24 protein-coding genes and 5 pseudogenes are annotated in these 25,236 nt (G+C 33.2%); 11 read left to right on the plus strand and 18 right to left on the minus strand.

Going from position 1 to position 25,236, the window contains the following annotated elements:
* Window positions 1–22: 22 nt before the first annotated feature.
* The 8 genes and pseudogenes from AC3B7A_RS00430 to AC3B7A_RS00465 form a co-directional block, all read right to left on the minus strand.
* The gene (locus AC3B7A_RS00430) at window positions 23–1,816 is read right to left on the minus strand and encodes an MFS transporter (RefSeq protein WP_489755804.1); all 1,794 of its coding nucleotides are present in this window, start codon (window positions 1,814–1,816) and stop codon (window positions 23–25) included.
* On the minus strand, window positions 1,813–2,766 hold the full coding sequence (locus AC3B7A_RS00435) for an ABC transporter permease (protein WP_489755805.1): 954 nt from the start codon (window positions 2,764–2,766) through the stop codon (window positions 1,813–1,815). The genes AC3B7A_RS00430 and AC3B7A_RS00435 overlap by 4 nt, the downstream gene beginning before the upstream one ends.
* 4 nt (window positions 2,767–2,770) lie before the next feature.
* On the minus strand, window positions 2,771–3,511 hold the full coding sequence (locus AC3B7A_RS00440) for an ABC transporter permease (protein ID WP_489755806.1): 741 nt from the start codon (window positions 3,509–3,511) through the stop codon (window positions 2,771–2,773).
* 76 nt (window positions 3,512–3,587) lie between these two features.
* Window positions 3,588–4,271 (minus strand): annotated as a pseudogene (locus tag AC3B7A_RS00445) (ABC transporter ATP-binding protein); the annotation flags it as partial.
* Window positions 4,272–4,586: 315 nt separating this feature from the next.
* The gene (locus tag AC3B7A_RS00450) at window positions 4,587–5,603 is read right to left on the minus strand and encodes a linear amide C-N hydrolase (protein WP_489755807.1); all 1,017 of its coding nucleotides are present in this window, start codon (window positions 5,601–5,603) and stop codon (window positions 4,587–4,589) included.
* 434 nt (window positions 5,604–6,037) lie between these two features.
* On the minus strand, window positions 6,038–6,346 hold the full coding sequence (locus tag AC3B7A_RS00455) for a hypothetical protein (RefSeq protein WP_489755808.1): 309 nt from the start codon (window positions 6,344–6,346) through the stop codon (window positions 6,038–6,040).
* Window positions 6,347–6,488: 142 nt separating this feature from the next.
* Window positions 6,489–7,664: pseudogene (locus AC3B7A_RS00460) on the minus strand (IS110 family RNA-guided transposase).
* A 239-nt stretch (window positions 7,665–7,903) separates the two neighbouring features.
* Window positions 7,904–7,978 (minus strand): annotated as a pseudogene (locus AC3B7A_RS00465) (IS200/IS605 family transposase); the annotation flags it as partial.
* A 651-nt stretch (window positions 7,979–8,629) separates the two neighbouring features.
* Between AC3B7A_RS00465 and AC3B7A_RS00470 the strand changes: the two are divergent.
* The 11 genes and pseudogenes from AC3B7A_RS00470 (at window position 8,630) to AC3B7A_RS00520 (ending at window position 16,557) form a co-directional block, all read left to right on the plus strand.
* Complete coding sequence (locus AC3B7A_RS00470) at window positions 8,630–8,968, plus strand: helix-turn-helix domain-containing protein (RefSeq protein ID WP_489755809.1); 339 nt, start codon at window positions 8,630–8,632, stop codon at window positions 8,966–8,968.
* Window positions 8,958–9,380: an ImmA/IrrE family metallo-endopeptidase gene (locus tag AC3B7A_RS00475; RefSeq protein WP_489755810.1), complete on the plus strand. Its 423-nt coding sequence runs from the start codon at window positions 8,958–8,960 to the stop codon at window positions 9,378–9,380. Before AC3B7A_RS00470 ends, AC3B7A_RS00475 begins: the two co-directional genes overlap by 11 nt.
* Before the next feature lie 139 nt (window positions 9,381–9,519).
* The gene (locus AC3B7A_RS00480; protein ID WP_489755811.1) at window positions 9,520–10,425 is read left to right on the plus strand and encodes a DUF5067 domain-containing protein; all 906 of its coding nucleotides are present in this window, start codon (window positions 9,520–9,522) and stop codon (window positions 10,423–10,425) included.
* An 18-nt stretch (window positions 10,426–10,443) separates the two neighbouring features.
* Window positions 10,444–10,968: a hypothetical protein gene (locus tag AC3B7A_RS00485; RefSeq protein WP_489756574.1), complete on the plus strand. Its 525-nt coding sequence runs from the start codon at window positions 10,444–10,446 to the stop codon at window positions 10,966–10,968.
* Between the two features lie 21 nt (window positions 10,969–10,989).
* Window positions 10,990–11,706 (plus strand): hypothetical protein, encoded by a 717-nt coding sequence (locus AC3B7A_RS00490; RefSeq protein ID WP_489755812.1) that lies wholly within the window; start codon window positions 10,990–10,992, stop codon window positions 11,704–11,706.
* 1 nt (window position 11,707) lies between these two features.
* Window positions 11,708–11,953: a hypothetical protein gene (locus tag AC3B7A_RS00495; RefSeq protein WP_489755813.1), complete on the plus strand. Its 246-nt coding sequence runs from the start codon at window positions 11,708–11,710 to the stop codon at window positions 11,951–11,953.
* 56 nt (window positions 11,954–12,009) lie between these two features.
* On the plus strand, window positions 12,010–12,135 hold the full coding sequence (locus tag AC3B7A_RS00500; protein WP_489755814.1) for a hypothetical protein: 126 nt from the start codon (window positions 12,010–12,012) through the stop codon (window positions 12,133–12,135).
* Window positions 12,108–12,620, plus strand: a complete 513-nt coding sequence (locus tag AC3B7A_RS00505; RefSeq protein WP_489756506.1) for a type I restriction endonuclease — start codon at window positions 12,108–12,110, stop codon at window positions 12,618–12,620. The genes AC3B7A_RS00500 and AC3B7A_RS00505 overlap by 28 nt, the downstream gene beginning before the upstream one ends.
* Window positions 12,621–13,080: 460 nt before the next feature.
* A complete protein-coding gene (locus tag AC3B7A_RS00510; protein ID WP_489755815.1) occupies window positions 13,081–13,866 on the plus strand; it encodes a hypothetical protein in 786 nt (261 codons plus the stop codon).
* A 111-nt stretch (window positions 13,867–13,977) separates the two neighbouring features.
* A pseudogene (locus AC3B7A_RS00515) lies at window positions 13,978–15,072 on the plus strand (site-specific integrase).
* Between the two features lie 228 nt (window positions 15,073–15,300).
* Complete coding sequence (locus tag AC3B7A_RS00520; RefSeq protein ID WP_489755255.1) at window positions 15,301–16,557, plus strand: ISL3 family transposase; 1,257 nt, start codon at window positions 15,301–15,303, stop codon at window positions 16,555–16,557.
* Window positions 16,558–16,987: 430 nt separating this feature from the next.
* Here the strand turns inward: AC3B7A_RS00520 and AC3B7A_RS00525 are convergent, their stop codons facing one another.
* From AC3B7A_RS00525 to AC3B7A_RS00570, 10 genes and pseudogenes are all read right to left on the minus strand, one after another.
* Window positions 16,988–17,719, minus strand: coding sequence for a hypothetical protein (locus AC3B7A_RS00525; protein ID WP_489755816.1), 732 nt, complete (start codon window positions 17,717–17,719; stop codon window positions 16,988–16,990).
* Window positions 17,720–17,810: 91 nt separating this feature from the next.
* Window positions 17,811–18,800, minus strand: a complete 990-nt coding sequence (locus AC3B7A_RS00530; RefSeq protein ID WP_489755817.1) for a GH25 family lysozyme — start codon at window positions 18,798–18,800, stop codon at window positions 17,811–17,813.
* Window positions 18,793–19,194, minus strand: coding sequence for a holin (locus AC3B7A_RS00535; protein WP_489755818.1), 402 nt, complete (start codon window positions 19,192–19,194; stop codon window positions 18,793–18,795). The genes AC3B7A_RS00530 and AC3B7A_RS00535 overlap by 8 nt, the downstream gene beginning before the upstream one ends.
* 42 nt (window positions 19,195–19,236) lie before the next feature.
* Window positions 19,237–19,632, minus strand: coding sequence for a hypothetical protein (locus tag AC3B7A_RS00540; RefSeq protein WP_489755819.1), 396 nt, complete (start codon window positions 19,630–19,632; stop codon window positions 19,237–19,239).
* A 17-nt stretch (window positions 19,633–19,649) separates the two neighbouring features.
* The gene (locus AC3B7A_RS00545) at window positions 19,650–21,770 is read right to left on the minus strand and encodes a hypothetical protein (RefSeq protein WP_489755820.1); all 2,121 of its coding nucleotides are present in this window, start codon (window positions 21,768–21,770) and stop codon (window positions 19,650–19,652) included.
* Window positions 21,767–22,384 (minus strand): putative phage tail protein, encoded by a 618-nt coding sequence (locus AC3B7A_RS00550; protein WP_489755821.1) that lies wholly within the window; start codon window positions 22,382–22,384, stop codon window positions 21,767–21,769. The genes AC3B7A_RS00545 and AC3B7A_RS00550 overlap by 4 nt, the downstream gene beginning before the upstream one ends.
* A pseudogene (locus tag AC3B7A_RS00555) lies at window positions 22,381–23,557 on the minus strand (baseplate J/gp47 family protein). Before AC3B7A_RS00555 ends, AC3B7A_RS00550 begins: the two are co-directional and overlap by 4 nt.
* Window positions 23,544–23,900 (minus strand): DUF2634 domain-containing protein, encoded by a 357-nt coding sequence (locus tag AC3B7A_RS00560; RefSeq protein WP_489755822.1) that lies wholly within the window; start codon window positions 23,898–23,900, stop codon window positions 23,544–23,546. Before AC3B7A_RS00560 ends, AC3B7A_RS00555 begins: the two are co-directional and overlap by 14 nt.
* A complete protein-coding gene (locus AC3B7A_RS00565; RefSeq protein ID WP_489755823.1) occupies window positions 23,900–24,217 on the minus strand; it encodes a DUF2577 domain-containing protein in 318 nt (105 codons plus the stop codon). The genes AC3B7A_RS00560 and AC3B7A_RS00565 overlap by 1 nt, the downstream gene beginning before the upstream one ends.
* Complete coding sequence (locus tag AC3B7A_RS00570; protein WP_489755824.1) at window positions 24,190–25,236, minus strand: XkdQ/YqbQ family protein; 1,047 nt, start codon at window positions 25,234–25,236, stop codon at window positions 24,190–24,192. Before AC3B7A_RS00570 ends, AC3B7A_RS00565 begins: the two co-directional genes overlap by 28 nt.

The following is a 25,236-nucleotide window of genomic DNA, read 5'->3' on the forward strand; positions in this document are numbered from 1 at the left end:
CAGTTCTTGGCAAAATAAAATATTATTTTAGCTGACGGTCAGTCCACCAGGTAATCGGTGCACAAATAAGAACAATGAAAGCAGCCAGCAAATAAGTTTGACTAAATGCTTGCGCTAATTTTTGATTTCTTTGCTTATTAATAGTAACTAAAACTGATTGTAACTCCTGTTTTTGTGCCAACAATTTAATTTCTATTAAAATATCATCCTGACCAGTAGCCAATACATCTGCTCCCTTAATTAGTGACTTTACCATGCTAGTCGCTGACGTACTTTGGTTTTTAAATTGACGGAGTCCGATAGTCAAATTATGATTGTTCGCTGCTAATTTTTTTTGTACTTTATACAATTTATTTAATGCACTATTATTCTTAGGAACTGGCAGTTGAGATGTTTGAGTAGCTGATTTCTTGATATTTTCAGTTACTGACTTAATACTTATTTTATCATTTTTACTATTAAAGACTTTATTAATATCACTAATAGCAGTAGCTTTAACCTGAGGTGCCAACTGATGTTGTCTGACAATTTGGTTGGAATTAGTTTTAATTTCATCCTTGGCATTACTAACATTATTATTCAAAACAGTTACTAACAGTGCCACCCCCAAGCAAGTACCAATTTGCCGCATTGCATTAACAATTCCAGACCCAACACCGGTCTTAGATTGCGGTAAGTACTTAACGGCAGCTACTAATGATACCGAAGAAAAACCAAATCCAAAACCATTAATAATTAAAAACACCACAATTATGATTGTCGGAGTATTAGTTTTAACTAACGATAATAAAAACAAACTACATGAGATCAAGATTAATCCCATAAAAGTAACTATTTGAGCATTCATCGCATCCAAAATTTTGGTTCCTAAGGGCATTGCAATCATAACAGTCAACGAAACTGGCATAATAATAAAAGCTGCATGTAATGGTTGATAGTTCAATACATCCTGCAAAAAATAATTAATGATTAGCATTGGACACACTAGTGAAAACCCAGTAACAAAATAAACCAAACCGGAAGCAGTTAACGTTTGCTCTTTCAACAAACTAAATTCAATTAATGGTGAGGAAATTTGTTTTTCAATCAAGTAAAAGACAATTAATGTTATAAAGCCCGCTACTAATGAAAAAATAATTACAGGTGCAGTCCAACCAAATTGCCTTCCCTCTAGTAATCCAAATACAATACCAACTAATCCTAATGACAAAATCAGCATTCCTAGCCAATCTATCCTACCAGTTAAAGTATCATCGTATGATTCATCGACCAAAATAGCAATAATTATAGCAGCAACAATCGCTAATGGAACATTGATACCAAAAACTAAGCGCCAAGAACTAACTCGTAGAATAATACCACCAATTGGTGGTCCACCAGCAGCTGCTAAGGCAGTCACTGCCCCTACAATACTGGAAATCTTAGAAGTATTTTCTTTACCAAAAAGTTCAACTCCCATGGGTAAAACGATTGGTGTAATAATGGCACCACCAATTCCTTGAAAAAAGCGAAAAATAATTAAGGCTAGTAAACTAGACGCAAACATACAGGCAGCAGAAAAGCCGCCAAAAATCAATAAACCAATTAGCATTACCTTTTTCCTACCATATTGATCGGCTAACTTAGAGCCTGTAATCATAAATACGGCTAGCGCTAAAGTATAAATCGTTGTAATCCAACTCGTATTATTTAAATTCGAGCTAAACTGCTTCATGATATCGGGTAAAGCAATATTTACAATCGTACTGTCCAAAGTTCCCATAAACATTGCAATTGTCAAACCAATAAAACTAATAATTTGCTTCGTTTTTGTCATTGTTTTTCCACTCTTTTTCTTTGCATACTTAGCGAGATTACCACTAATAAGGCAATATAAATCAGCATCATTATGACTGAAAATATGATTTTCAAGCTGCCATCTAAATATTTTCCTAAATTAGCAATATAATGTTGCGGAAAAAAATATTGTATGATTGCTTGAATAGAATACTTTTTAATTTTAAAAAATACACCTGATAATAATAATGTTAAAGTTGTTAGCATGGTTCCGATGCTTAAAGCTTTTTCATTACTGGTAGTTAAAGTTCCTAACATTAAACCAAATGAAGAAGAAAAAAGACTAATTAAGCCAATTATCACAAATAATGCTAACGATAATTCAATATTAAATATTGGTAAGACCGTCGTTACACTAAAAGCGCTAAGCCCAAATAAAACCAAGAAATTAAACAGTAAATTTTGCATAAAATACGAAAATGGTGATGCCCCACTGACAAAAATTCGCTGATCTAGACCATCACGATCATCGAAATAAAATTTAGTCAAAATGATTGCCAGCATCATCGTACTTAAAGCCAAAATACTACATAAAATTTTAAAAGTGTGCTTAGTTTGTTTTTCCTTGGTGCGCTCTTGACCGTAATTCAAAAAAGAATTGAGCTGTTGCCTTAAACCCATATTTCGAATCGTTGTTACTTGATATTGACCTTTTTTATTTTTAGTAATGTAAGCATCATATTTACCCAAAATTAAATTTTGAAAATAATAATGACTTTGCGTCACTTTTTTAAAAGATATTTTTTTAGTATCAAGTTTTGTTGACAATAATTCGTTTGCACTTGGCAAAACTCCAATTTCAGTTTGCGGCGTTGGCATCGTCACAAAATATGCTGAAGCAATTGTCATAACCAATAAAACGAGGACTGTCAATACGATATAACTTTTGGTACGCACAAAGCGCAAAAAGTTATTTTTTAAAATTATCATTCTTTTACTCCTTAAACTTTTCTGGTCGATATAACAAATGAATGATCAACAAAAATCCAGTTGTACAAATCAACAGAATTTTAATTGTAATGAAGATCTGTCCCAAATTATGGTCATAAATCAAATTAAAAAAACTATTTGCTACCCTCGAAATTGGCGATAAATTAGCAATTTGTGCAATTTTTTTACCCAAAACCGTCATTGGAAAAAATAAGCCTGATATTATTGCCAAAACGTTAATTAATAGATTTAATAATTTAGTTGCTAAATCTTCACTTCTAAATAAGACACAAAAGGCCCCACCCAAGGTAATTGAAAAAGTAACAAAGGCCAAATCTAGCAGCAATAGATACTTAATTTCACCACCTCCAAAGTTAACTAACCCTGTAATATTAAATAAAAGCAGATAAAAGGCCAAGATTAGATAAGAAACTGTGATGGCTACAATTAACTTCGATAAATAAATTGTTGTCCGAGAAATTGGCGTGTAAATGATCCTGCGATTAGCTAATTTGACATGACTGCCAAATAGCATTTCGGGCAAGATAATGACTGTTGCCATAGATAAATAAACGATCATCGTTACACCATAATAATCATAAGATGATAAGACATCACCGCTAAATATACTGTTACAGACAAAACCGAACACCATAATAAGTAATGGTGGATAAATAATTAAATAAGACATGATAGGTTTATTATTTAATAAATTGCGCAAATCTTGTTTCATAATTGTTAGCATGAATTTCTCCTTTTTAATCACGTTAATCACGCAATTTTTTACCAGTTAAAGTTAAAAAGACATCCTCCAAATTGTGTGCATCGGAATATTTTAATAAAATATTCTGCAAATTATCATTAAGTAAAACCTGACCACCCTCCATGATAATGACACGGTCACATATCTGCTGTACTTCTTCCATGTAATGGGTCGTGTAAATAATTGTTGCTCCAGCATCGCGCATTGCTTTAATGGCTACTAAAATATGATTACGTGATTGTGGATCAATTCCTACTGTTGGTTCATCAAAAATAATCAATTCTGGCTCATGAGCAATTGCACAAGCAATATTTAAACGTCGCTTCATTCCACCGGAAAAAGTTGCTGCTTTGTCATGTTTTCGTTCAAGCAATCCTACTTTAGCTAAAGCTTGTATGACCTTTTTATCTAGTAATTTCTTTTTTATTCCGTACAATGCTGCAAAAAATTTCACATTTTCATAAGCTGATAAATTTTCATAAATTGCAATCTCTTGCGGAACAATTCCTACGCGTCGTTTGATATCCTTGGACTTCAAATTCTTATTGCCAAAATAAATAACTGAACCATTATCTGCCTTTAGTAAAGTTGCAATAATTCTAATTGTCGTACTCTTACCAGCCCCATTAGGACCTAAAAATCCTAAAATCTCTCCTTCTCTTACATTAAAGCTCAAATTGGTTAAAGCTTGTTTATTATTCTGATAAGTTTTAGACACATGATTTACCTGTAAGACATTCATTGTAATACCTCCAATTTTACATTGTAATCTTAAGTTACAATGTAAACAATAATTTATTAATGATTTTTTGTCAATTGTTTTTTTTAATATCTTTGAGTTCTTACTAACCAAAAGCTCACCAGACTGTCAACGGCAACAACTTAAAAAATGAATAGTAAAAAATTCAAACAAATTCTAACAGTGACTTTTAAATAGAAATAGACAATAAAAAAAAGCAATGTACCTGATAAAAATCAAAGTTACATTGCTTTTAAGATTTAGACTAAATACTCTTATATCCGTCTCAATTTTGCATGGATAAATTCATCATTACTATTACTCAGCCGTTACCGCTTTAAATTTATGATTAATTGGTAAATCAATCTTTTTAGTTAAATTAGTTGGCAAGGTAAATTGTGTCAATGTAGGCGTATCTTCTGGTTGTAAATATAAAGTTTGCCGTTTAACGTCATAACCAATCCAATAACCTGTATAATCACTATTTTCACTATCAACTTTAACATGTTCAATTCCCTTAGGAATCATCACAGTTTTAAATAAATTATAGAGTTGAGTGATTCCTTGTTCACTAGTAAATGGATCTAAAAAATTAGCTAAATAAGTTCCGCGCACAAAGCGCGAAGGTGCCGTATAATCTCCTGGCAAACCAATTAGTCCCGAACCACTTTCAATTTGCTGAACTTTTAACTTATTTGATAGTTGATTATAGCCCAAATTATGATTAGTTAGTTGTAAATAGTTACGTAAGTTATCAATATGCCAAGAATACTCAGGACTATTAGTCATTACACCAATACCATCATAAATCTTGAAAGCTCCACCTTTAACCGGTTCCAGGACAACATTGTCCCCACTAGCATCACTGAATGTGTAATGCATCGGCACTGGACCAACAATTCCAGTCTGTGCGTTTTCCCAAGCGGGATATTGAGTTTCCAATAACCCCATTTTTGCAAACGCCGACTTGATTTCAGCCACACTGCCAAAATTACTTAAGACGTAAGCTACAAGTTCTTCACCAATTAAGGGATGTAAACCACGTTGTTTTAAATCATCAGAACTAGCCCAACTACATTCTTCTAAATATTGAGCATCTCCAACGACTCCAGCACTATTCATCCCATCATAGAAAAACAACGAATTGTTCATGCTAATACCCATAAAGGCATATTTAGCACACCACGTTTCAACCAGTCCTTCTAATTTACTTTGAGCAGGATAAGCTGTAATTTGTGTTTTAACACTATCTTTGAATGGATCAAACGTAAAGTCCATTGTTCGACCCCAAAAAACATCACCATTAGTTGCTTGAATACTAATATTAGTACACATTTAATCACCACTCCTTTTGACATAATCTTTATGAATCATATTGTAGCGCTTTTTGAAAAGTTTAGGTTAGAAATACTGAACATAAAATTGTGATTAGAAAAATCAAAAAGTAGCAGACATTTAGTCACTGGGAAAGAGATTTTAGTTCAAGGCCACGTCAAACAATAATCTTGTGAATTGAAATTTTTAGCCTTAAAAGATCATCAAATGGGATATAAATCAATTGTAAACTACATAATTCCTTACTAAAAAATTTCAAACGAAGACTGACATTATTTGAGAGTAGTACATTAAAATTAGGAACAAATTAGTTTTAAACCAATTTAACTTTTTTAGCTCGGTTATTTTTAATCAGAATCACTAATAAGCTTAATCTATTTTAACAACTAATTTTAAAGAATAATGAATGCTTGCTTGATTAAATTTATACAGAATTATTTCAAATCATTTATCAAATGTAAATATTCATTTTTTTGATTCATGGATAAATCATCTAAATTTAATTTTGTAATAACAGGTAAAACATCTATACAAAACAAATGTAATGAATCTATTTTTTTAAACAACCTCTGATTATTTCTTGTACAATTTAATAAAATCATTTGTTCTAAATACTGTGATGTATCTAAATTTTGGTGTTTAAAATGCAAAACGTCTGAATCTTTCTTAAAGATATCATTAATAGCATTCAACTTAGATTTTTCACGTAATATTTTTTTATTTTTATCATCATTATTAGACATAATCTTATAGTTTTCAGAATAAAGCGAGAAATAATTACTGATCTACTTCTATAAACATATTCTTTAAATACTATGGACTTTTTATGCGGTGGAAACATAGAATCCAATTATAATAATAAAGGATCCAATACTTTCTTTAAATCTATATTATATTTAAATAAATCTTTAGTCTGATGAGGCGGTTTATCGCAGCTATTGCAATCTTCTTGGTCATTTTTGATCCCGAAGATTGCTTTTTTGCTTTGATAAAAGTCACAGATATGATTCCTGCTTGAAGGATGTGTTCCCGTCGAGACAATATTCATAATGGTTCGATATAGAATCTTGCGTGCGTAACTATTTTCCCGTTTACTAATGTGTTCATCCGCTAAATATTTGCCTGATTCATAATGCCGTAGGTCAATGCCGATTATAGGCATTAACTTTGTTAGGCGATTTAAAACGTCTAATATCTCCTAATTCGGCGATTATTAAATTAGAACTGACTTCGCTGATTCCAGGAACACTAAATAAAATCTCAAATTCAGGTAATTCTTGCGCTAATTGACTCATTTTCTGGATAACTTCAGCCTTTTTATGAAATAATCTCTGAGCTTCTTGTGCTAGATATTTTACTTGATCAATATCAAGTGAATTATCAGCCACTGCTGAATAAGAGACTTGTGCTATCTCCATTAAATTTTGTGCGATGATTTGAGCACGTTTCTGTGACATAGATTTCGGTGTAGAAGCTAAAACAATCTGAGTCAAACTGTTTAAATTTTGTTTCTTAACCAAACTAGCTACGGGAAATAATTGAACTAAATTCCAATACATCTCATCGCGCGGATAACTCAATAAATGTTCAATTTCCGGGAAAGTCAATTGTAAGATACGATGCAGCCGATTTTTAGCTCTAATTAAATCAGCAGTTAATTCCTGGTAAAAACGACTCATATCTCTTAATTCTATATAACGGATCTTGTTGATATTGTGCGACTCTATTCAAAACAAATTGAGTTTTAGCCAAATTATAAGCATCAGCGCGGTCCGTTTTATACGGTCGTAACTTGTCAATTTGTTTCTTGGCCTGTAAAGGATTTAAGCAGAGATGTACTTGATAATGATTATTTGATAGAAAAGCTTGTAAACGCCGTGAATAAACACCAGTGGCTTCAAAAACAATTTCTGGTTGATTCATTGTTTTTAAATCGGCTAACAATTGTTCAAAGTCCAAGCAATCATTGCTAATTTTATATTGTTTAATCACCTGTTTTTCAACAAATACTGCAACATTAGAAGATTGACTACTAACATCAATGCCAAATACTACTCGCATAATTAATACCACCTTATGATATGAAACGGACTTATCAATCTAATTTTCTATACACGACGTTTTACGTCCAACATTTTTCGAACAGATTTAGATAAGATTATGAAATTGCCAGTTTTGGTTGCGGCGTCTGGCGCCAAAGAAAGTTTCGACTTATCAATTTCATACCCACTTTTAATTATACAAAAAGTGGTGAATAAATAATTCCGTCGAATTATCTATCCACCACTAAGCTTAGAATGTTTTCTACGATATTTTGGTGTAAAAATAATATGATACTTACAATTCCATCTCGTATGTGCTAGGCTATCAGTATCTTATTTCAAGATTAGAAAAACTCCCTTTCGATAGCAGCATTGGTTGACAGCCAAAAACTATTATATCGAAAGGGAGTTTTTAACGCTAAAGCTATTTCTGACCCCCACAAGTAAAACTTGTGGTTTATTTTCACCTTATATAAATTAAAAGGACTAACTCCGATTGAGTATCGGAAATTAGTCCTAAGTTAAAGTTTAAAAATCTGTCCTAATTTTGAGGTTCATATCATTGCCACTCATAATCAATATGTTTTAGCTTATGATATTAATCAACTATCAACCGACCAAAGAACTTTAATTCTGTTTTTGAAGCAAATTCAAGTAAATAAATATGTAAATATTCAGTTTTAAAAGAACGACACATAATCATTTAGACTTATGTAGTAAGCTAATTAGATAGCTACATCTAATAATTTTTGGATTAATCTATTGACACACAATAGTTTTTAAACTATTATCAAGACATAGTTAAATAAAGCCTATTAAGCTACTAAACCGTCGGGAAACGTTGAAAATAGCTGCTTTTGTATATGGCTTGTTAGCTATCAATCTAGCTTACAAAACATAATATAATAGCTTTTAAGATAATTGCTAAGAGATAAATAGCTCTTTTATTATTTTGTTAGCCCAAAAATAGGAGTTGAACTTTTAATGTCTGTAAAGCAAAGGATTCAAGACCTTGCTAATCAGCATCACGTAACTTTGGCTGAAATAGAAAGAGCAGTTAATATATCGAACGGTCAAATTAGAAAATGGGACAAAACGTCACCTAAAGCTGAAAATTTAGAAAAAGTAGCCGACTACTTTAACGTCTCAACCGATTATCTTTTAGGCAGAACAAATAGCAAAAGAAAAATTAATGATGAAGACGATGATTTGTTAGACATTGACGAAAATTCAATAATGACTTTTGAGGGCAAACCTATTCCGCCAGAAGATTTAAAGGTTATTAAAAGAATTCTGAGGAGCGCCCTTAAGGATGATGAATAATGTTTGGATTGATTACTTTTTAGATTATGCACGGTCTAAAAATATCAAAGTGTACTTTACCAAAGAATTAAGCGGCAATACACCGTCCGTTTCTTTTGCAAAGTGCAGAATTGCAATTATTAATTTAAATGCGACAAATCCCCATCAAATAGTTTTTCAACTTTGTCATGAGATTGGGCACATTCTGTGCAATCATTGTGAGAAAGTTGTTCTTGAATATTCAACTTGCAATTATGGAATTGAGCTTGAAGCCAATATTGAAGCTATCAACCTACTGCTTTCTGTTTACGCCGAAGATAAAGATTTAGATCAATTGAATATGATTAATTTTATGAACTACTTTTGCATTCCAAGCGATTTAGAGCCTGTTGTGCAAAAGCAATTTATGAAGTTTATCCGTTCAAATATGTAAGCGGTTATAAATTAGAGCTAATAAATATATCACATTAATCTTTAATTTTTAACGTTAGTCCAAATACTGACGACTTTAAAAGCTGAATTGAGGGGGAAATTTAAGTGAAAAATGTATTAAAAGCATCAGTCATAGGATAATGGCTGCTAGCTTATTAGCGGGCTGTGGTAGCAATAACAGCCAACAGCAAGAAACTAAAATCAGCAAGTCAGAACTTCAAGACTATCTTTTTAAAGAAGTTAATATGACTGCCGATTTATTAGATAAGTACTCTGACAGCGCCAAAATTGACAAAAATTTAATGAAGCCCCAAGCCAACAAAATGATCAAAGCAAATAATAAAATCATTAAAAAGATAAAAGACAACTCAATAAATAAGCTTCAAACTAAAAAGTTGGTTGAAATGTCAAAGGCATCTAATAAGTGGGTCGGTGATATTGAAAAAGATAACTTTGATAAAACCGCTAAAGAACAAATGCAATGGGAAAAAAGTGAAGTTAAAGCAAGAAAGTCACTAAAAATAAATGAAAACTCAAAGAAATATGATAAATATGTATCCTCTGTTAACCATTGGGTAAAAACTATGAAAAATGCTTTAGCAAAAGAGCCTCATATTGACAAAAAGAATATGACTGTTGTCACAAGTAATGAAAAAATTCAATTTAATAGTGCTCAAATAGTACCGGGATATGAAGGCGATATAGTAGTTCTTGCATACTACACAGTCACAAACCTGTCCGATGAAGCAAAAGAACCCTACAATCTATTATTAGATGCTGGAGATTTTGAACAAGACGACGGTGATGCTTATAAAGATACTAAAACAGGCATAGTTGATATTGATTGGGAAGATGCCCACCCCGATTATACTCAAATGAGCAATGACAGTGTTGAAAGCAAGATAAAGCCTAAAGCAACTGTGCAGAGTGTTGCTTCTCTAGAAGTTGCTAATAAAGATAATCCATTATTATTTAGAGCTAAAGATAAAGAAAGTAATACTGATTTAGGCACGCTCAAAGTTCCACTAAATTACAACAATCAATAACAATAGGATGTGAATACAATGGTCAAAGTTGGTTTTAGGAAACCCAGTATCAAGAAATCAATTAGTGCCAGAACCAAAGGCAGAGTTACTAGATCAGTTAAGAAAGCGGTCATACCCGGATATGGTCAAAAAGGCATGGGTTGGGCTCACCCCAAAAGAAAAATCTACAACGACATCTACCAGAAAACAACGATTGACACTAGAAAAGTAATAGCTGATGCAGTGACATCACCCAAAAAGAAATCATCAGCAAAGCCAAATGGTCATCAATTTGCTACTACTTCAAATAAAGAGCCTGAGGTAGTCCCTATTAAGGTTCAGGCTCAAACTAAATCAAGCCATGCTGCTAAAGCTCAAACATCATCACCTAAGAAATCAAGTAGCAGTGATGGCACCGACCTTAGTGGATTGAAAGTCATTAGAGAAATGTGTGGTTGGAGTATCTGGCTTAGCCCTATATTTAGCCTGCCTAACGCGTTCTTCTGGATTTTTGGCGTGCTATGGATTTTTCTGTGGATAGTAACCAAATTGGCAAAATCTTAATACTTAGGAGGAGTAAGGAAAATGCTAAGGTTCATTTTAGTTTTAATTACTGCTTATGTACTTTATTTACTACACAAAAGCTTCAAGACAAAACATTTTAGTTGGAAGTTGATTCTTTCAACCATTGTACTTTTACCCATTGGAGTTAGTGTTGGTGGCAATTCACAACAAACTCACTACTCTGCCACTGATGTGCAAGCTATGCAGCAGAAATATAAAGGTGCCAAAGAGCACAATGATAAATTAAGACATCAACGTATAAATTTAATAGCTGAAAAATCTGACAAAGATGGCCAACTAAAAAAGGTAAAAGCTGACTATCATCAGAAACAAGGCCAATTCCAACAAGAAGCTGATCAAAAGAAACAGCAAGCCGAGCAGAAAAAAGAGCAAAAACGGCAACAGAGAGAACAAAAAGAACAGCAAGAAAAAGCCGAACAAGCTCAAAGAGACCAGCAGGAACAGCAAGAAGAAGCTCAACGCCAGCAACAAGCTCAGCAGGCAGAACAGCAAAAGAAACAGCAGCAAGTTGCCACCCAGCAACAGCAGAACACCAATTCTCAACCGGCTAATAACCAAAACGGTAGAATGGTCTGGATTGCTCCTGGGTCTGGTAGAAAGTATCACTATGACCAAAATTGCCGTGGATTAAATCGTGCAAGCAGCAAACAGCAAATAACTGAACAGCAAGCGATAGCTGAAGGCTACACTCTCTGCAAGTGGGAAGGTGGACAATAAATTGAAGAAAAAATTAATTTTAATGTTAGCAATTTTAGTACTCCCCTTCTCAACTGCTGGTTGCACTAGCTCACAGCAAAAGCATTTGGATGCTCAATATTCGAAATACCAAAAGTTGTACAAGACTGAAAAACAGAAAAGTAAGAAACTAACATCGAAAAGAGACAAAGCAAGTCAAGCTGAGTTCGATGTTGAATCTGACATTGACGAGTACCAATCAAAAATTAAGAACCACGATCCACAATAGTTACAACTCCCCTTTAGGGGATACTTTAAAAGCTGATATTGAGGGGGAGTACTACTATGGATAAATCTGAATTTTACAACAAAATAAAAAATTTATCTAATCAGATTGATCAATTCTCTGACCAATTAAATAACGAAGAAGCAACTAAAAATGCATTAATTATGCCTTTTTTTCTTCATTAGGTTATAACGTTTTTGATCCTACTGAATTTGTACCAGAATTTACTGCGGATTTTGGAAGCAAAAAAGGTGAACGTGTTGATTATGCCATAATAATTAACAATGAAGTTCAAATATTAATCGAAGCTAAAGAATTTCCCAATGACTTGTCCAAAGATTATTCTCAACTTTTTAGATACTTTACTGCTACTAATGCAAAATTTGGCATCCTTACCAATGGAAATAAGTTCAAATTTTACACTGATTTAGAAGAACCCAATGTGATGGATAACACACCGTTTCTAACAATAGAGTTAAATCACATCAAGGATTCACAGATTACTGAACTATTTAAATTTACTAAAGATAATTTTGATGTCAATAGAATTATGAATAGTGCATCAGATTTAAAATATGTTGGATTAGCAAAAGAATATTTACAGCAACAAATTAACGAACCACAGGATGATTTTGTCAAATTAGCTTTCACACATTTACGATGGTGTTAGAACAAAATCTGTTATTCAACAATTTAAAGACGTAATTTCAAAAGGTTTTTCTCAAATCATATCTGAATCTGTTAATTCAAAATTAAGCAACGCTTTAAATCAAACCGTTACCGATACAGAGCTAATTTCTGAAGACTCAGCTGATAAGAAAGATGATACAAACGACGGAATTATTACTACTCCTGAAGAAATAGAAAGTTATACAGTTTCCAAAGTGATTTTGAAAAATCTTATTGACCCAAATAGAATATTTTATCGTGACAACAAATCATACTTTAATGTCTTGTTAGATAACAATATCAGAAAATGGATTATTAGAATCTACTTTAAAACCAATAGAAACTTCATAGTTTTAAATAACGATGAAAATACAGAGTTGAATTTTGATCATCCTCTAGATTTGATGAATTATTCTAATAAAATTATTCAATCTGCTAAAAAATGGACTGAGGAGTAATTTATGAACGTATTAATTGCAACAATAGTTTTAATACTATTAGGAATAATTTTATATTTATGTTATTCACTAAATTGGAGTAATAAAATAGTCTATACATCGGAAATATTAATGTTCATGTCTCTAGTGTATTTAATTTATGACATATTTCAGATACAAAATAATTGGATATTTACATTGATTTTAATCTTAATTGCAGTTGTATCTTTGTTTGTAATATACTATTGGTTTAAAAATAGGAATGCTGTAGCTCATAAAAATATAGTTAAGATTTCATCTGTTGCTGCTATAGTTGCAATTTGGATTATTATAGTCCCATTTTTCACATATAAAACTTCTAAACAATCAAATAATGGATTAACTGATGAAGAAGTTGAGGAAAGTAATAAAGCAGATCGCAAAGAAGCTGCAAAAAAAGACAAGCAAGAAAAGGTGGGAAAATCAGTCAATGCTAATATCAATCAACTATTAGCGGACGACCAAAAAGATTTTTCCAACGGTGATTCAAGGTATCAGTATTCTAATTATATCCAAAAAATAACATACACCACTGACAGCACAAAAGTTTATGTGAATATTGATTTCAATAGTTTAGATGATAATTCAAAAAGTCAAATAGCAGAAAAAGTTCAGGGTGTAGTTGGTGCAGGTGTTGCAATGTCAGACGCCAATTACAAACCTGCTAATGATCAAAAAGGATACTCATTGTATTTTTGGTTAGATAAACATGCAATTGGTCATTCTAAAATGACGGATAATCATCAATACAAATGGTACCCTAACAATTAAAAATAGCCACATCCCTCACCTACCAAGCCAAGGATATGACTAAACTGAAAAACATACATATGGTATGCGCTTTTCGTGTACCATTTTAACAAATAATTGGAGGTAAATTCAATGGCAACATTCACTAAAAAAGGCAAAAAATGGATGGCTCGCATTAGCTACAAAGATTCAAACGGTAATTACCAACGTAAAAATAAAGGCGGCTTCGATACAAAGAAAGAAGCTCAACTATATGCCAATGAATTTGAGCTAGAGCCTCCGATGGTCCAATTTCAACTTCTGGTAAATTAACTTTGCCCGAGTACTTTTGGAACTGGTACAAGACGTACAAAAAGCCTAACATAACTGACCGTACTCAAAAAACATATACTCATGCCTACCATGTTTTACAAAAATACTTTAATGAATATCCTATTGAAGAAATTACCCGCCAGCAATACCAAGAATTCCTATCTAATTTCGGTTCTAACCATTCCAAGTCAACTATCAATAAAATTAATTCTCTTGTTCATGCGTGCATAAAATCCGCCTTATACGATGGTGCCATTAAGAAAGATTTTATTCAAAACGTTACTGTTGTGTACGATAAAAACCGAACACGAAAAATTGAATACTTAAATATGAATGATTTAAAACAATTAGTTGACTGTTTAACCAATTCTCTTAACCCTCACTTTACATCTAAATACATGATTTTATTGGCGATCTATACCGGGTATATGCGTCTAGGAGAAATTCAAGGCTTAAAATGGTCCGATATTAACTTTCAGTTCAAAACTATTACAGTTAAACGGTCATGGCATGAAGGCTTAAAGCAATTCAAGGAAACAAAAAATGAATCATCCAAACGAGTTATTAGAGTGAACAATACAATCTTAGATATTTTAAAGCAATTAGATCACAGTGATAAAACTAAACAAGTTTTTATTGATCAGTACCAAACGGTGCCAACTTCTGCTGCCGTTAACAAAACATTGCATCAATCATTACAAGCAGCTGGTATTAATCGCCAAGGTTTTCATTTTCATTCATTAAGGCATACACGTTGCTTTTCTACTATATAAGAAAATTGATTTATACATTATCTCTAAGCGCTTAGGACATAAAGACATGACCACAACTATCAGAGTGTACTCATATTTGATTGATGAGTACAAAACTCAAGCTGATCAAGAAATCGAAAATGTCCTCGATAGCCTAGAATAAAGCGAAAATAATCAAGAAGTTTTGGTGCCAAATTAGTGCCAAAACTTTTTAAATTTAAAAGTTCTTAAACACTTTGTTGTTTTTAAAGGTTCTATAATATTGAGTGTTGATGAGTGATTTCATCGGCACTTTTTTATGTATACCAATTTATTTTGGAATACAAAAAAGAACATTGCCTCCCTATGTTACAATTTAGTCGTCTAAACCTATTGAAAGAAGGAAAAAACAATGCCCTTAGATAATTATTCTACCAGTTTAATTCTTGGAATTAAAGATCAAAACATTAATTTTGAATCTGTTAAGCGTCAATTTATTAATGGTAAGAGTGCTTTGGTGTTTCATGCTACTTTATCTTATCCTCTAAAACGTTGTCCTAATTGTGGTTTTACTGGAAACATAGTTAAGTATGGAACTATAAAAGTTCGTATTTTACTACCAGACAATCACTGTCAATTATCATATCTAGTTCTAAAGAAACAACGATTTTTATGTCGACAATGTCATTCCACAACAGTCGCGCAAACTGATATTGTCAAACCACATTGTCATATTGCCCTAAATGTTTATCGTTGTGTAACCCTGGCTGCACGCAAAAATCAGTCACTCAAAGATATTGCCCAAAGATATAGTGTTTCAGCCACCACTGTGCAAAATGTCTTAAACCAAAACTATCAGCGATTGTTAGGCTATCCAACTTATCGTTTACCTAAACATCTTTTGTTTGATGAATTTAAAGCTTTAAAGAATTATAGTTTTATCTTGATGGATGCCAAAAGTCACCGTTTATTAGATACCTTACCCACCAGATTAACTAAAGATCTGAAACACTATTTTGAACGGTTTTCTTTAGAAAATCGGCAACAAGTGCAGACCATTGTCGTTGATTTGAATGCTGCCTATATTAATTTTATTCCCAAACTATTCCCGAACGCAGAAATCATCCTTGATCGTTTTCATCTAGTACAAATGGCTAATCGGTCACTGAACTCCATTCGTAAACGGGTAATGGAAGGCTGTGTCCACAGGAGTCGTGACTATTGGATCTTAAAAGGTTATTGGCGGCTGTTTTTAACTAATTTTGAAAATTTGGAAGCTAAAAAAATGAATTATCAAACCAAAGTTGGTTATTATGACACGCAAGTCAATTTATTGCATATTGGTTTAGCCTTAGACTGTCAGTTTCAAGCTGCTTATGAAGTTTACCAACAGCTATTAACCGCTGTGAAAACGCGAAATGCTCATCTTTTGAAAACTATTTTGAATGACTATCGACCTCTGCATAATGAGATGGACCAAACAATTAAATCATTGCGTAAGCATTTAACAGCAGTTCTCAATAGTTGTCGCTATGAGTACAATAATGGTGCTATCGAAGGTCTGAATAGTAAGATCAAGAAAATCAAACGAACTAGTTATGGTTTTCGCAATTGGGATAATTTCCGCTTACGCATTAAACTGGAATGTTTACCCACTTTACAGATTTAACGATAACAATTAAATAATTTTTAAAAGCCCAACAGCTTGGGTACCTTTAAGATACCCAAAAATAGCTTAGAATTAAAAAATGACGACTGAAAAGTAAACAAAAAAAACTAACTAGACCAATTACTAATCTAGTTAGCTAAAAAATTAATTATCAACACTGCTTTACATAGAACCTTTTTAAAAAGCATCTTACAAACGTTGATTTAACAACATCCATACCACTTTTAAGCAAAATAAAAAAGGCTTAAAAGCCTTTAAAAAACGCGTCTAAAAGGAGAGTACAGGATTATAAAAAGCCAAAAAACGTTTATTTATTAGTATTTAATTAAAAAAATGGTCACATAATGGTCACATCTTAACAATTAAATTATTAACAAACTACAGTCTGTCGTAAATTAAGCAGAAATATTATTTAGATATTGAATATCATCTATTTTACATTGCGATTCAAGTATATATCTTTTAAAATGCTCTCTAAGATTTTCTCTTTTTGACCCCTAGTACTAAAATAATAAGTTTCTGATTTAAAAGAAAAAAATAGAATAGTCAAAACATTCAAAAAAATGCATATTAAAACCATAACCACTTCAAATGTGTGGGTTCTTAAATCTTGTATTTTTGATATACAAATTGCCCCAATTACTCCAGTAAGAATATAATTTATAATATTACTTATAGTATTAGTTAAACGATCTTTTTGAGAAGATGAACATTCTTTTACTAATTCTAAAATTGCTCTATCATCAAACTCGTAAAGTTCATAATAGATAGGCTTATACACATATTCGTAATCTTCAATATTTAAATTAAATTTTTGAGGTTTTATACTCATCCAAATAAACAATAAAAACAAAAAGACAATATAAGATATAATCCACTTATAAAATAGTTTTCTTTTAATAAAAACTGCTCCTAATATAATTAAAACATAATATATTAAAATTACTATTGCTAACATTTTTTTTACAACAAAAGCAAAAATCTTACCTTTATAGTCTACTAACAAATTATCAACTATTTCATACAGGTCATTATATAAAGTACTTTTACCTGATATTTTGATTACTCTACTTTTATTATTAATAAATTTTTCTTTAAAAACGTCCGAAATCTCAATTAAGCAATCATACATGTCTTCTATTGCTTCTAAAATTTTTTTCACTTTTTAATTTCCTACTTAGCATTAAAGTTAAAGTAATTATACCATCAAAAATAATCATATATGTATTAGCTCCCGCATTGGGAGCTTTTTGTTATTTACCACTACCAACCGCATAAAGTGCGGGTAGATATTCATTAGCAGCTACTTGATAGCACCAACTATCGTTGATTTTGATAAAGTTACTAAATTTATAAACATTGCCGTTTATCACAGTCCGTATATAGTTACCCTTTTTATTAATCAACGGCGCTTTTGAAGATAAATAAGAATGCACAGTAGCAATGCCGTTTTGATCGGTGGCATTTTGCATTAAATAGGTCCCACCAGCTACTAAATATGCTGGTTGGTTATCAATGCCAATAATGCCGCCCGATTTCCATTGAGTTTTAGGTTCAATCTTTTGATTGAGCCACATACCGAATTTCTCACGGGTATAGGTTTGATTTTTAGTAACTACAACATTTTCGTGAGATTTAAGTGGTTTTTCGGCTACTTTCTTTCTATTAAACAGACCGTAATCGTAACTCATATCAACCGACTGGCCCGACCAGTTGTCGGTGTATTGCCACGCCTGAACATTTCCATTCACGCCACAAGTATTTGAGCCGTAACTTGCAACCCATAACGGATAAGTCCACGCATTTAAAATACCGCCATTAAACCAGCTGGCCATGCTATACAGTCCCACATTAGTGTAACCAGCATTAATTAAATATTGCATGAACGCATTAACGTCGTTCATGACCGACTTGGCATTTAAACTCGGGTCTTCAACATCACAAATTAAGACTGTTGACTTAGGTAATCCAAAAGCCTGAACCTTAGATAGGAAGAACTTAGCTTCATTCTGTGAGTCTGCGTATCCCTGCCCTTTAAAATAGTGGTAGACGGACACGTTCATACCAGTGGATTGAGCTGATTTAATTTGTTCACCAGCTTTAGGATTAAGATAGTTATCACCGACGGGTGAGCCTTGCGTTAATTTAATGATGGCTGTTTGTACACCTGCTTGTTTGAATTGTTTAAAGAAATCAATACTAGAATCTTGATAACTAGAAACATCCACTGCAAAGTTAGTCATGTTGTTCACCACCCACTTTATCAAAATGCCTATTATTTGTTGATTTAACAATATCTTGGGCGTTCTCCACGAGTTCACTATTCGGTGAATTAATCGGTGTCGCACCTATATTTTTCTGCTTAACTACTACAGCTGGCGCTTTAAATCCGTCAAATAAACCAGCAGTAGCCGCGCCAATTAGAAAACCTAATACTGCAACTGAAGCCAAATGAGTGTCCTTTTGGACAACGCCCATCACCAAACCAGCCGCTACACCAACGCCCATGGATAGCCACGGTAACCAGTGATTGCCAAACTTAGTTTGTTTAAACGCCTGAACCACGGCGTAACAAATAGCACTGATCCCGACTATTTCGGTCCCAGTGCCCAAATTCAAATTATTCAAAAAATCCATACTAATCTCCTTGCTTTTGCAAATTTATAGTTGAAGCTAATTTTAATTATTGTGCTCCTTGTCTATTAATTGTGAATCATTAATTACTGGTAAGTTCATTACCTTCTGATATAATGCTTTGCCTGTTCCATTTCCACCAACACCACTGTAGCCACTATATAAATGTTCAATATTGTCTAATTCACTAACGGTTGCAGACCCGCGAACAATACAATGTGTACATTGTTTGTATAACGAATCATGTAATACGGCTTGTACAGCCTGCTCGGTATTAGTTAATCGTGTTTCAATTATTAAAAAACGATTTGAAAAATCTTGCTCCATTTTTGAAGAATGCGTACTCGTTTTGATCGAAGTCAGAGCTTTTCTAGCACCAATATATGCAGCGGGTAAAGTGAAGATAGCTACTACTAAATCTAGCCATTGTATTAAATTCAAAAACTCAGCCCCCCACTTTAATCAACAGCCTTAATTTCTAAAAGCTGGGGTGAAGCATTAAATTCGCTTATAAAATTAGTTGATGTATCAGGAGCATCACTTTTAATTCTAAGATAGTTAGATTCTATATAAATGCTTTTACCTTTTAAATAAATAAGAAATAAATTAGTAGTTAAAAAATCAACACTGTAATTTATGCCGATTGGAATAAAATCACCAGTATTAAATATAGAATTACATGTATAAACTTTTAAAGTATCATTGGGCATTAATGAGCTCTGTAAAATTAATTTTTTTCCTGTTAATAAATCTTTAGCGGGTATAATTACCCTAGCTGAATAGTAACCTAAAACATCAATAGGATATTCTTTTTCAGTTCCATCCAAAACCATTTTTAACTTAGAATTTGTCCAATCAACAGTCATAAGATAGGTTAGCAAAGGTGTTTCCTTGCTAGGAGATGAACTCGGATATGATCGTAGTCCATTCGCAAAAGTTAGGGCAACATTGCTTATTTTATTTAAATCAATAATATTAGGTAACATAACAGTGCCACCTTCCAGTGGAGAATTTCCTGACCATAACACGGTTCCATTAGGAACTTTCTGTATTTTTTGGTCAACGCTAGCATTTGTTGCCATGTCTTTGGTAGCATTTGTAATCTTTAAATCAACTTGAGAATTAGTGGCTACAAAATCGGTATTTAGAGGACTACTGCTATCAACATTTCTAATCATCATAATTTCAGGGTTGTACCATTGGCCACTACCTTTATCAGCCAATTGCTTATCAAGGTCATAACCACCTCCAGTATCAACATCAAGCGAGCCATCATCTTTAAGAGTCAACTTCAAGGTTGGCGAACTTTTCTTGCCATTAGAATTAAGATTTTCACCAATACCTTTTAAATCAATAGTCTTTGTAACTCCTACTTTTAAGTCCGATTTTTTTACAACGATTGGTAAATCAATGCTTACGGCATAGTAGCCCTGAATGGCAATTTCTGATTTAATAACTGGAATATCATCTTTGGGACTCGACATATATCCACCTTTTACCGACCGTTTGTGCATCATCGGCATGATTTGAAAAGTATCAGCCAATGGAATTGGTGGTTTCACATTAACGGCCGTTTTGGATTCACTATCTGTTAAACCAATCCAAGTGGTTTTAGTGCCGTAAGCATCCTCAAACCAACTCAACATATCAGTAATTGGTAATTGCAACTTATTGCCTTTAGCATTAGCAGAATAGTCTTTTGCTACATTACCAATACTATCCATTAGATTTAAATCAGTTGTCGCGTTAATAGCTCCACTTCTAATCCGCGTATTAGTCATATTAGTTAATTTAGAAGCTAAATCATCGGCTGCCTGTTGTTGAGCTTCATTTTCAACTGTATTAATTACTGGTGTTAAGTCAATTTGCTTATCAGTATTGTCAATCTTTGCTGTGGAGGTTTTATACTTAGCACCTTTCACAGTAGAATTATTAATTGTTGAACTAAGATCAGCTTTAACAGTTTGCAATTTTTGGTCAACATCAGCATTAGTTGCCATATCTTTAGTAGCATCCGCAATATTTTGATTCACAGTTGTCAAAGTAGCCATATCTTCAACAGCAGCATCTACTACTGTTTCAATTCTTTGATTAACATACTCTTTAGAAGCTAAACTAACAGAATCTACAGAAACTGTAACACTCGCTGCACTGCCAACAACTACATAAATACTCATTTTAAATTGAAAAATAATACCGTCATTAAAGTCAGGTAAAGTTTCAGGCTCCTCAGCTCGAACGATACAATACAGTATTTCATCACTTGAATTATTTTCTTGTGCATATAATCCAATGGCATTAATAGCGTACGATTGAGTTAAGTCTTGATTGTTAAATGTTACATCAGTACCCAAAATATTATCTGACGTTGTGCGATCATCATCAAAAGTATTGAGGTCACCATCTTGAACTTCATTTGGAATAACTGTTAAAGCTTTTAAATCATCCTCGGACAATTTAGATAAATCATCAGCCGTACTAGCAGCCCTAGTAATTGTAAAATTGGTTTTACCATTAGCGGCTTGCGTAGCTAAGTTCATACCTTTATTTGTTAAGATTGAGTTACTATATTTACTCATTTCTTACCCCCTTGTTTGTAATTAACTTCGACATACTGGTATCCAACACCAATATATTTATTAAACTGAGTGTGAGCCTGAAAATTTAATTCTGGTGGCGCACTAGCTTCAACAAATACACGGTGGGTTACACCGACATATTCTTGTTGGTTAACTTTATTTTCACTATGAACAGTGACATTAAAAGTTAAGTTAGCTGGTAAATAGACATTTAACAAATACTCCAGGCGCTTAATTTGTGACTTAGAAATTTCCGAACGTTTAGCTTTAACCACCACATTTCTAACAGCATATTCCATATTAATAATTGCAGGAATGTTTAAAGTAGCTAATAAATTACGAAAATAACCAATAGTAATCGGACTAGGTGGTAAAAGATACATTAAAACGTTGTACCGTCTAGTTTCCAAGCTATCGGTTTCTTCTGGAATGATTCCTAATTGATTTTCAAAAATAGAAATCCCTGTGCTATCTGCTACTTGAACAAACTCATTTAATAGCGTGCGATTAATTAAACTGTCAAAGCTTTCTAGTTCACCTTGCTCTGCCTTAATCAATTCCGTCATTTCGTAAACGTCTTGGTAGTAGTCGGGCACAAAATCTTTTAAACTCATGGTTTAATCACCTCTGATTTATCTCGACCAATTAAATTAACTTGTCCTAAAATTGGCAATTGTGACTCTTGATTACTTTCTATCAAAATCAAGTCATTATCTTGACCATTCAAAAATGGTGTTTGGGAATCAATCACTCCATCCACATTTAAAATGGCTTTTAAAATTTGCGAACGATAAACAGTTAGTGAATAACCACGTCCTGTTTTATGATTAAACTGACTCCAGGCTTGACCGCTCACTTACAAAATAATCTTCAATTGCTGCACTAATTTGTGGCTTGAGTGTTTCAATCTCAGTATTACTGTTAACTTGCAAAGTAACATCAATATCAATGGTTACAGCTGTCGGTGCAACTACTGTTACATTATGGTCAATTGGCGCTAAACCATAACCTTGACCTGAGCTATCGGTGGGGTCAATTTGTTCCTTAACATCATCCAACAATTTAGAACTAGCTGGCATTAAATCATTATCCAAAATCACTAATTTTACAGTGCCACCACCATTCCACACCGGATAAACTTGTACCGCTCCGACAATGTCAATTTTAGAAACCATATCTAAATAATCGGCAATGTTACCACCATAACTCAAATAATTATCAGCGCTTAGCAAACGTTGACGTAAGTGGTCATCCGTTTCTGCATCACGTGCAGGTGTGGTAATTTCAACAATTTCTGCCCAATATAACGTGTCATTTGGCGTAACTGGCAAGATTTGTCCCAAATAAGAATTAGGCTTCGAACCAGTAACTTCAGCTTCCAAAATGGCAGTTAAATCTTGATTTAATTGTTTGACGGTATAAAAAATCGGCTTGTCTCCAATACTGGCAAACCGATCTCCGACATCAACGCCGGACATTAATTGATTATCCTTGTCTAAAAATTTAGCTGTTACTTGCGCCTTGGTAGCAGGATATCGCTGTGTCCCATGTTCTACCGCTCGATAATCTAAGAACTCATCACTTGCCGTTTTAATATAAGTTTCTTGAATTATGTTAGCCAGTAACGTATTTTGATAAGCCATATAAATAGCAGCTGGTGCCACAGCATCAAAAATAACTGAACCTTCACGTTTATCAATATCTTCTGGAATCTTGTCTAATAATTTGTTCAAATAAAAATCATAATTTTGACTTTGTAACTGTTCCACTAAATCATTGGGACTCACTGATTCTCACCTCACTTTTGATTGACACGTTGCCATAAACTGTAGTACAAGAACCACTTAACATTAATGTTCCTATATTTATTTTTTCAACTTGATCAAAACTAACGGAAGTCACGCGGTCATCAGCTAATAATGCCTCTTTAACCATACGTTGAGCTTCAACTTCAGCGTATGGAAATGGCTGACCAAACAAATCATCTAAGTCATGCCCATACTGATCTGAATAAATTGGATACATGACCCGCGGTGTTCTTAAAATCTTATCAATCGCTTGAATCATGGCTTCTTGTTGGTCGATTTTTCCACCAATGTGCCCGTTAATCACTTGAAATGTTAAATCCATTAAGTCACCCGCTCCAATACATAAAATCGCTGTCCACCATCGCAACGTACCATCGTTACTTTATCGCCAATTCTTAATGAATTATCAATTGTCAAAGTCGCTTGACCTGAGTATTCACTAGTATTTAAGTTACCGCTTAGTTTTATTTTGCCCAAGCTAGGACTAACTTCTAAAAAATTATTATCTAAAATCATTTGGTTAGAATATTGAATCTTTAACGGACTAATATTAGTTACCCGACCATAAACGATATTGGCATACTCACTATCTTTGCCACCACGGGAGTTAATCATTCCGAAGAGTTGTTCGCCAGCCATGCTGCATTCACCTTCATTTCTAGTTCACACGTATAATCAGAACCAAAATTATGTGTTGCTTTTAAAATAGCAGCCTTATGTTGCTTATAAAATCCTATTTGGTCTAATGCCTTAATCTGAAAATTGACAGCATTACCCGCTACTAAATCAATGTTTCCCACAGTATCCAATTTTAAAGTTTTATCTTCAAAGTTCTTTTCAGATAGAGTATCCAATGCTTGTTGCCGTAATTGGGCTGCATTGGCCTTATCTTTAGCATTGACCACATCTTGTAACCAGCCCCAATGTGACGTTGTTTCTTTACTATAAGCATCAACGTAAGTGTAGCTAGTTTTATCAGGGTCTTTCCCACCATTTTCTGAAGCATCAGTACTAGAAGACACTTGCTGTGAATCTTGCTGATTTTCTTGAACTACCCGAACTGCATTAACAGCATCGTCAATACTTTGCTTTAATTCAAAACCAGTTAATAACGAATTATCGCCAATAATTAACGGCAACTGTTTAAATGGTGCTTTGCGCAGCTCCACATAATTGTAATTAGCAAAAATATAATACATTTGGCCAGTAGCTTTTTGTGTTTGATCAATTGAATCTTTCAACATATCAAAATACGTCTTACTATCCTCAACTTGCGCTGGTAATTTATAATCACACCACTCAATAATGGCATGATCAATTAACGCTCGACCACAAACGGTATTAAAGCGGTCAGAAATACTGGAGATTGGCCATACTAGTGAATCTTTATTTTTTAGATAGCGCGTTTTATCATAAGCTTTGACACTAAATTTATGATCCTGATTATAAGTCACACTAAATACATAGCCATAAAAAACCTTGTTATCATCCCACCAAAAGTCTACAACATTACCATTTACTGGGTAAAAATCGTTAGCTGAACTTTTTAAAACATCAAATTCCAAAGTGCCAGCTGAAAAATTTAAGTCGGTGGTCCATTTAACACTGGTTACCGCTTTGCTAACATCCCAAACGTTGGTTCCGTTTCGGGAGGACAT

Source organism: Bombilactobacillus sp. ESL1202, assembly GCF_058107125.1.

Bases quoted from the DNA above. Each gene is read 5' to 3' on its own strand.
- AC3B7A_RS00430 (WP_489755804.1), bottom strand. From the start codon at position 1,816: ATGACAAAAACGAAGCAAATTATTAGTTTTATTGGTTTGACAATTGCA.
- AC3B7A_RS00435 (WP_489755805.1), bottom strand. From the start codon at position 2,766: ATGATAATTTTAAAAAATAACTTTTTGCGCTTTGTGCGTACCAAAAGT.
- AC3B7A_RS00440 (WP_489755806.1), bottom strand. From the start codon at position 3,511: ATGCTAACAATTATGAAACAAGATTTGCGCAATTTATTAAATAATAAA.
- AC3B7A_RS00450 (WP_489755807.1), bottom strand. From the start codon at position 5,603: ATGTGTACTAATATTAGTATTCAAGCAACTAATGGTGATGTTTTTTGG.
- AC3B7A_RS00455 (WP_489755808.1), bottom strand. From the start codon at position 6,346: ATGTCTAATAATGATGATAAAAATAAAAAAATATTACGTGAAAAATCT.
- AC3B7A_RS00470 (WP_489755809.1), top strand. From the start codon at position 8,630: ATGTCTGTAAAGCAAAGGATTCAAGACCTTGCTAATCAGCATCACGTA.
- AC3B7A_RS00475 (WP_489755810.1), top strand. From the start codon at position 8,958: ATGATGAATAATGTTTGGATTGATTACTTTTTAGATTATGCACGGTCT.
- AC3B7A_RS00480 (WP_489755811.1), top strand. From the start codon at position 9,520: ATGGCTGCTAGCTTATTAGCGGGCTGTGGTAGCAATAACAGCCAACAG.
- AC3B7A_RS00485 (WP_489756574.1), top strand. From the start codon at position 10,444: ATGGTCAAAGTTGGTTTTAGGAAACCCAGTATCAAGAAATCAATTAGT.
- AC3B7A_RS00490 (WP_489755812.1), top strand. From the start codon at position 10,990: ATGCTAAGGTTCATTTTAGTTTTAATTACTGCTTATGTACTTTATTTA.
- AC3B7A_RS00500 (WP_489755814.1), top strand. From the start codon at position 12,010: ATGGATAAATCTGAATTTTACAACAAAATAAAAAATTTATCTAATCAG.
- AC3B7A_RS00510 (WP_489755815.1), top strand. From the start codon at position 13,081: ATGAACGTATTAATTGCAACAATAGTTTTAATACTATTAGGAATAATT.
- AC3B7A_RS00520 (WP_489755255.1), top strand. From the start codon at position 15,301: ATGCCCTTAGATAATTATTCTACCAGTTTAATTCTTGGAATTAAAGAT.
- AC3B7A_RS00530 (WP_489755817.1), bottom strand. From the start codon at position 18,800: ATGACTAACTTTGCAGTGGATGTTTCTAGTTATCAAGATTCTAGTATT.
- AC3B7A_RS00535 (WP_489755818.1), bottom strand. From the start codon at position 19,194: ATGGATTTTTTGAATAATTTGAATTTGGGCACTGGGACCGAAATAGTC.
- AC3B7A_RS00545 (WP_489755820.1), bottom strand. From the start codon at position 21,770: ATGAGTAAATATAGTAACTCAATCTTAACAAATAAAGGTATGAACTTA.
- AC3B7A_RS00550 (WP_489755821.1), bottom strand. From the start codon at position 22,384: ATGAGTTTAAAAGATTTTGTGCCCGACTACTACCAAGACGTTTACGAA.
- AC3B7A_RS00560 (WP_489755822.1), bottom strand. From the start codon at position 23,900: ATGGATTTAACATTTCAAGTGATTAACGGGCACATTGGTGGAAAAATC.
- AC3B7A_RS00565 (WP_489755823.1), bottom strand. From the start codon at position 24,217: ATGGCTGGCGAACAACTCTTCGGAATGATTAACTCCCGTGGTGGCAAA.
- AC3B7A_RS00570 (WP_489755824.1), bottom strand. From the start codon at position 25,236: ATGTCCTCCCGAAACGGAACCAACGTTTGGGATGTTAGCAAAGCGGTA.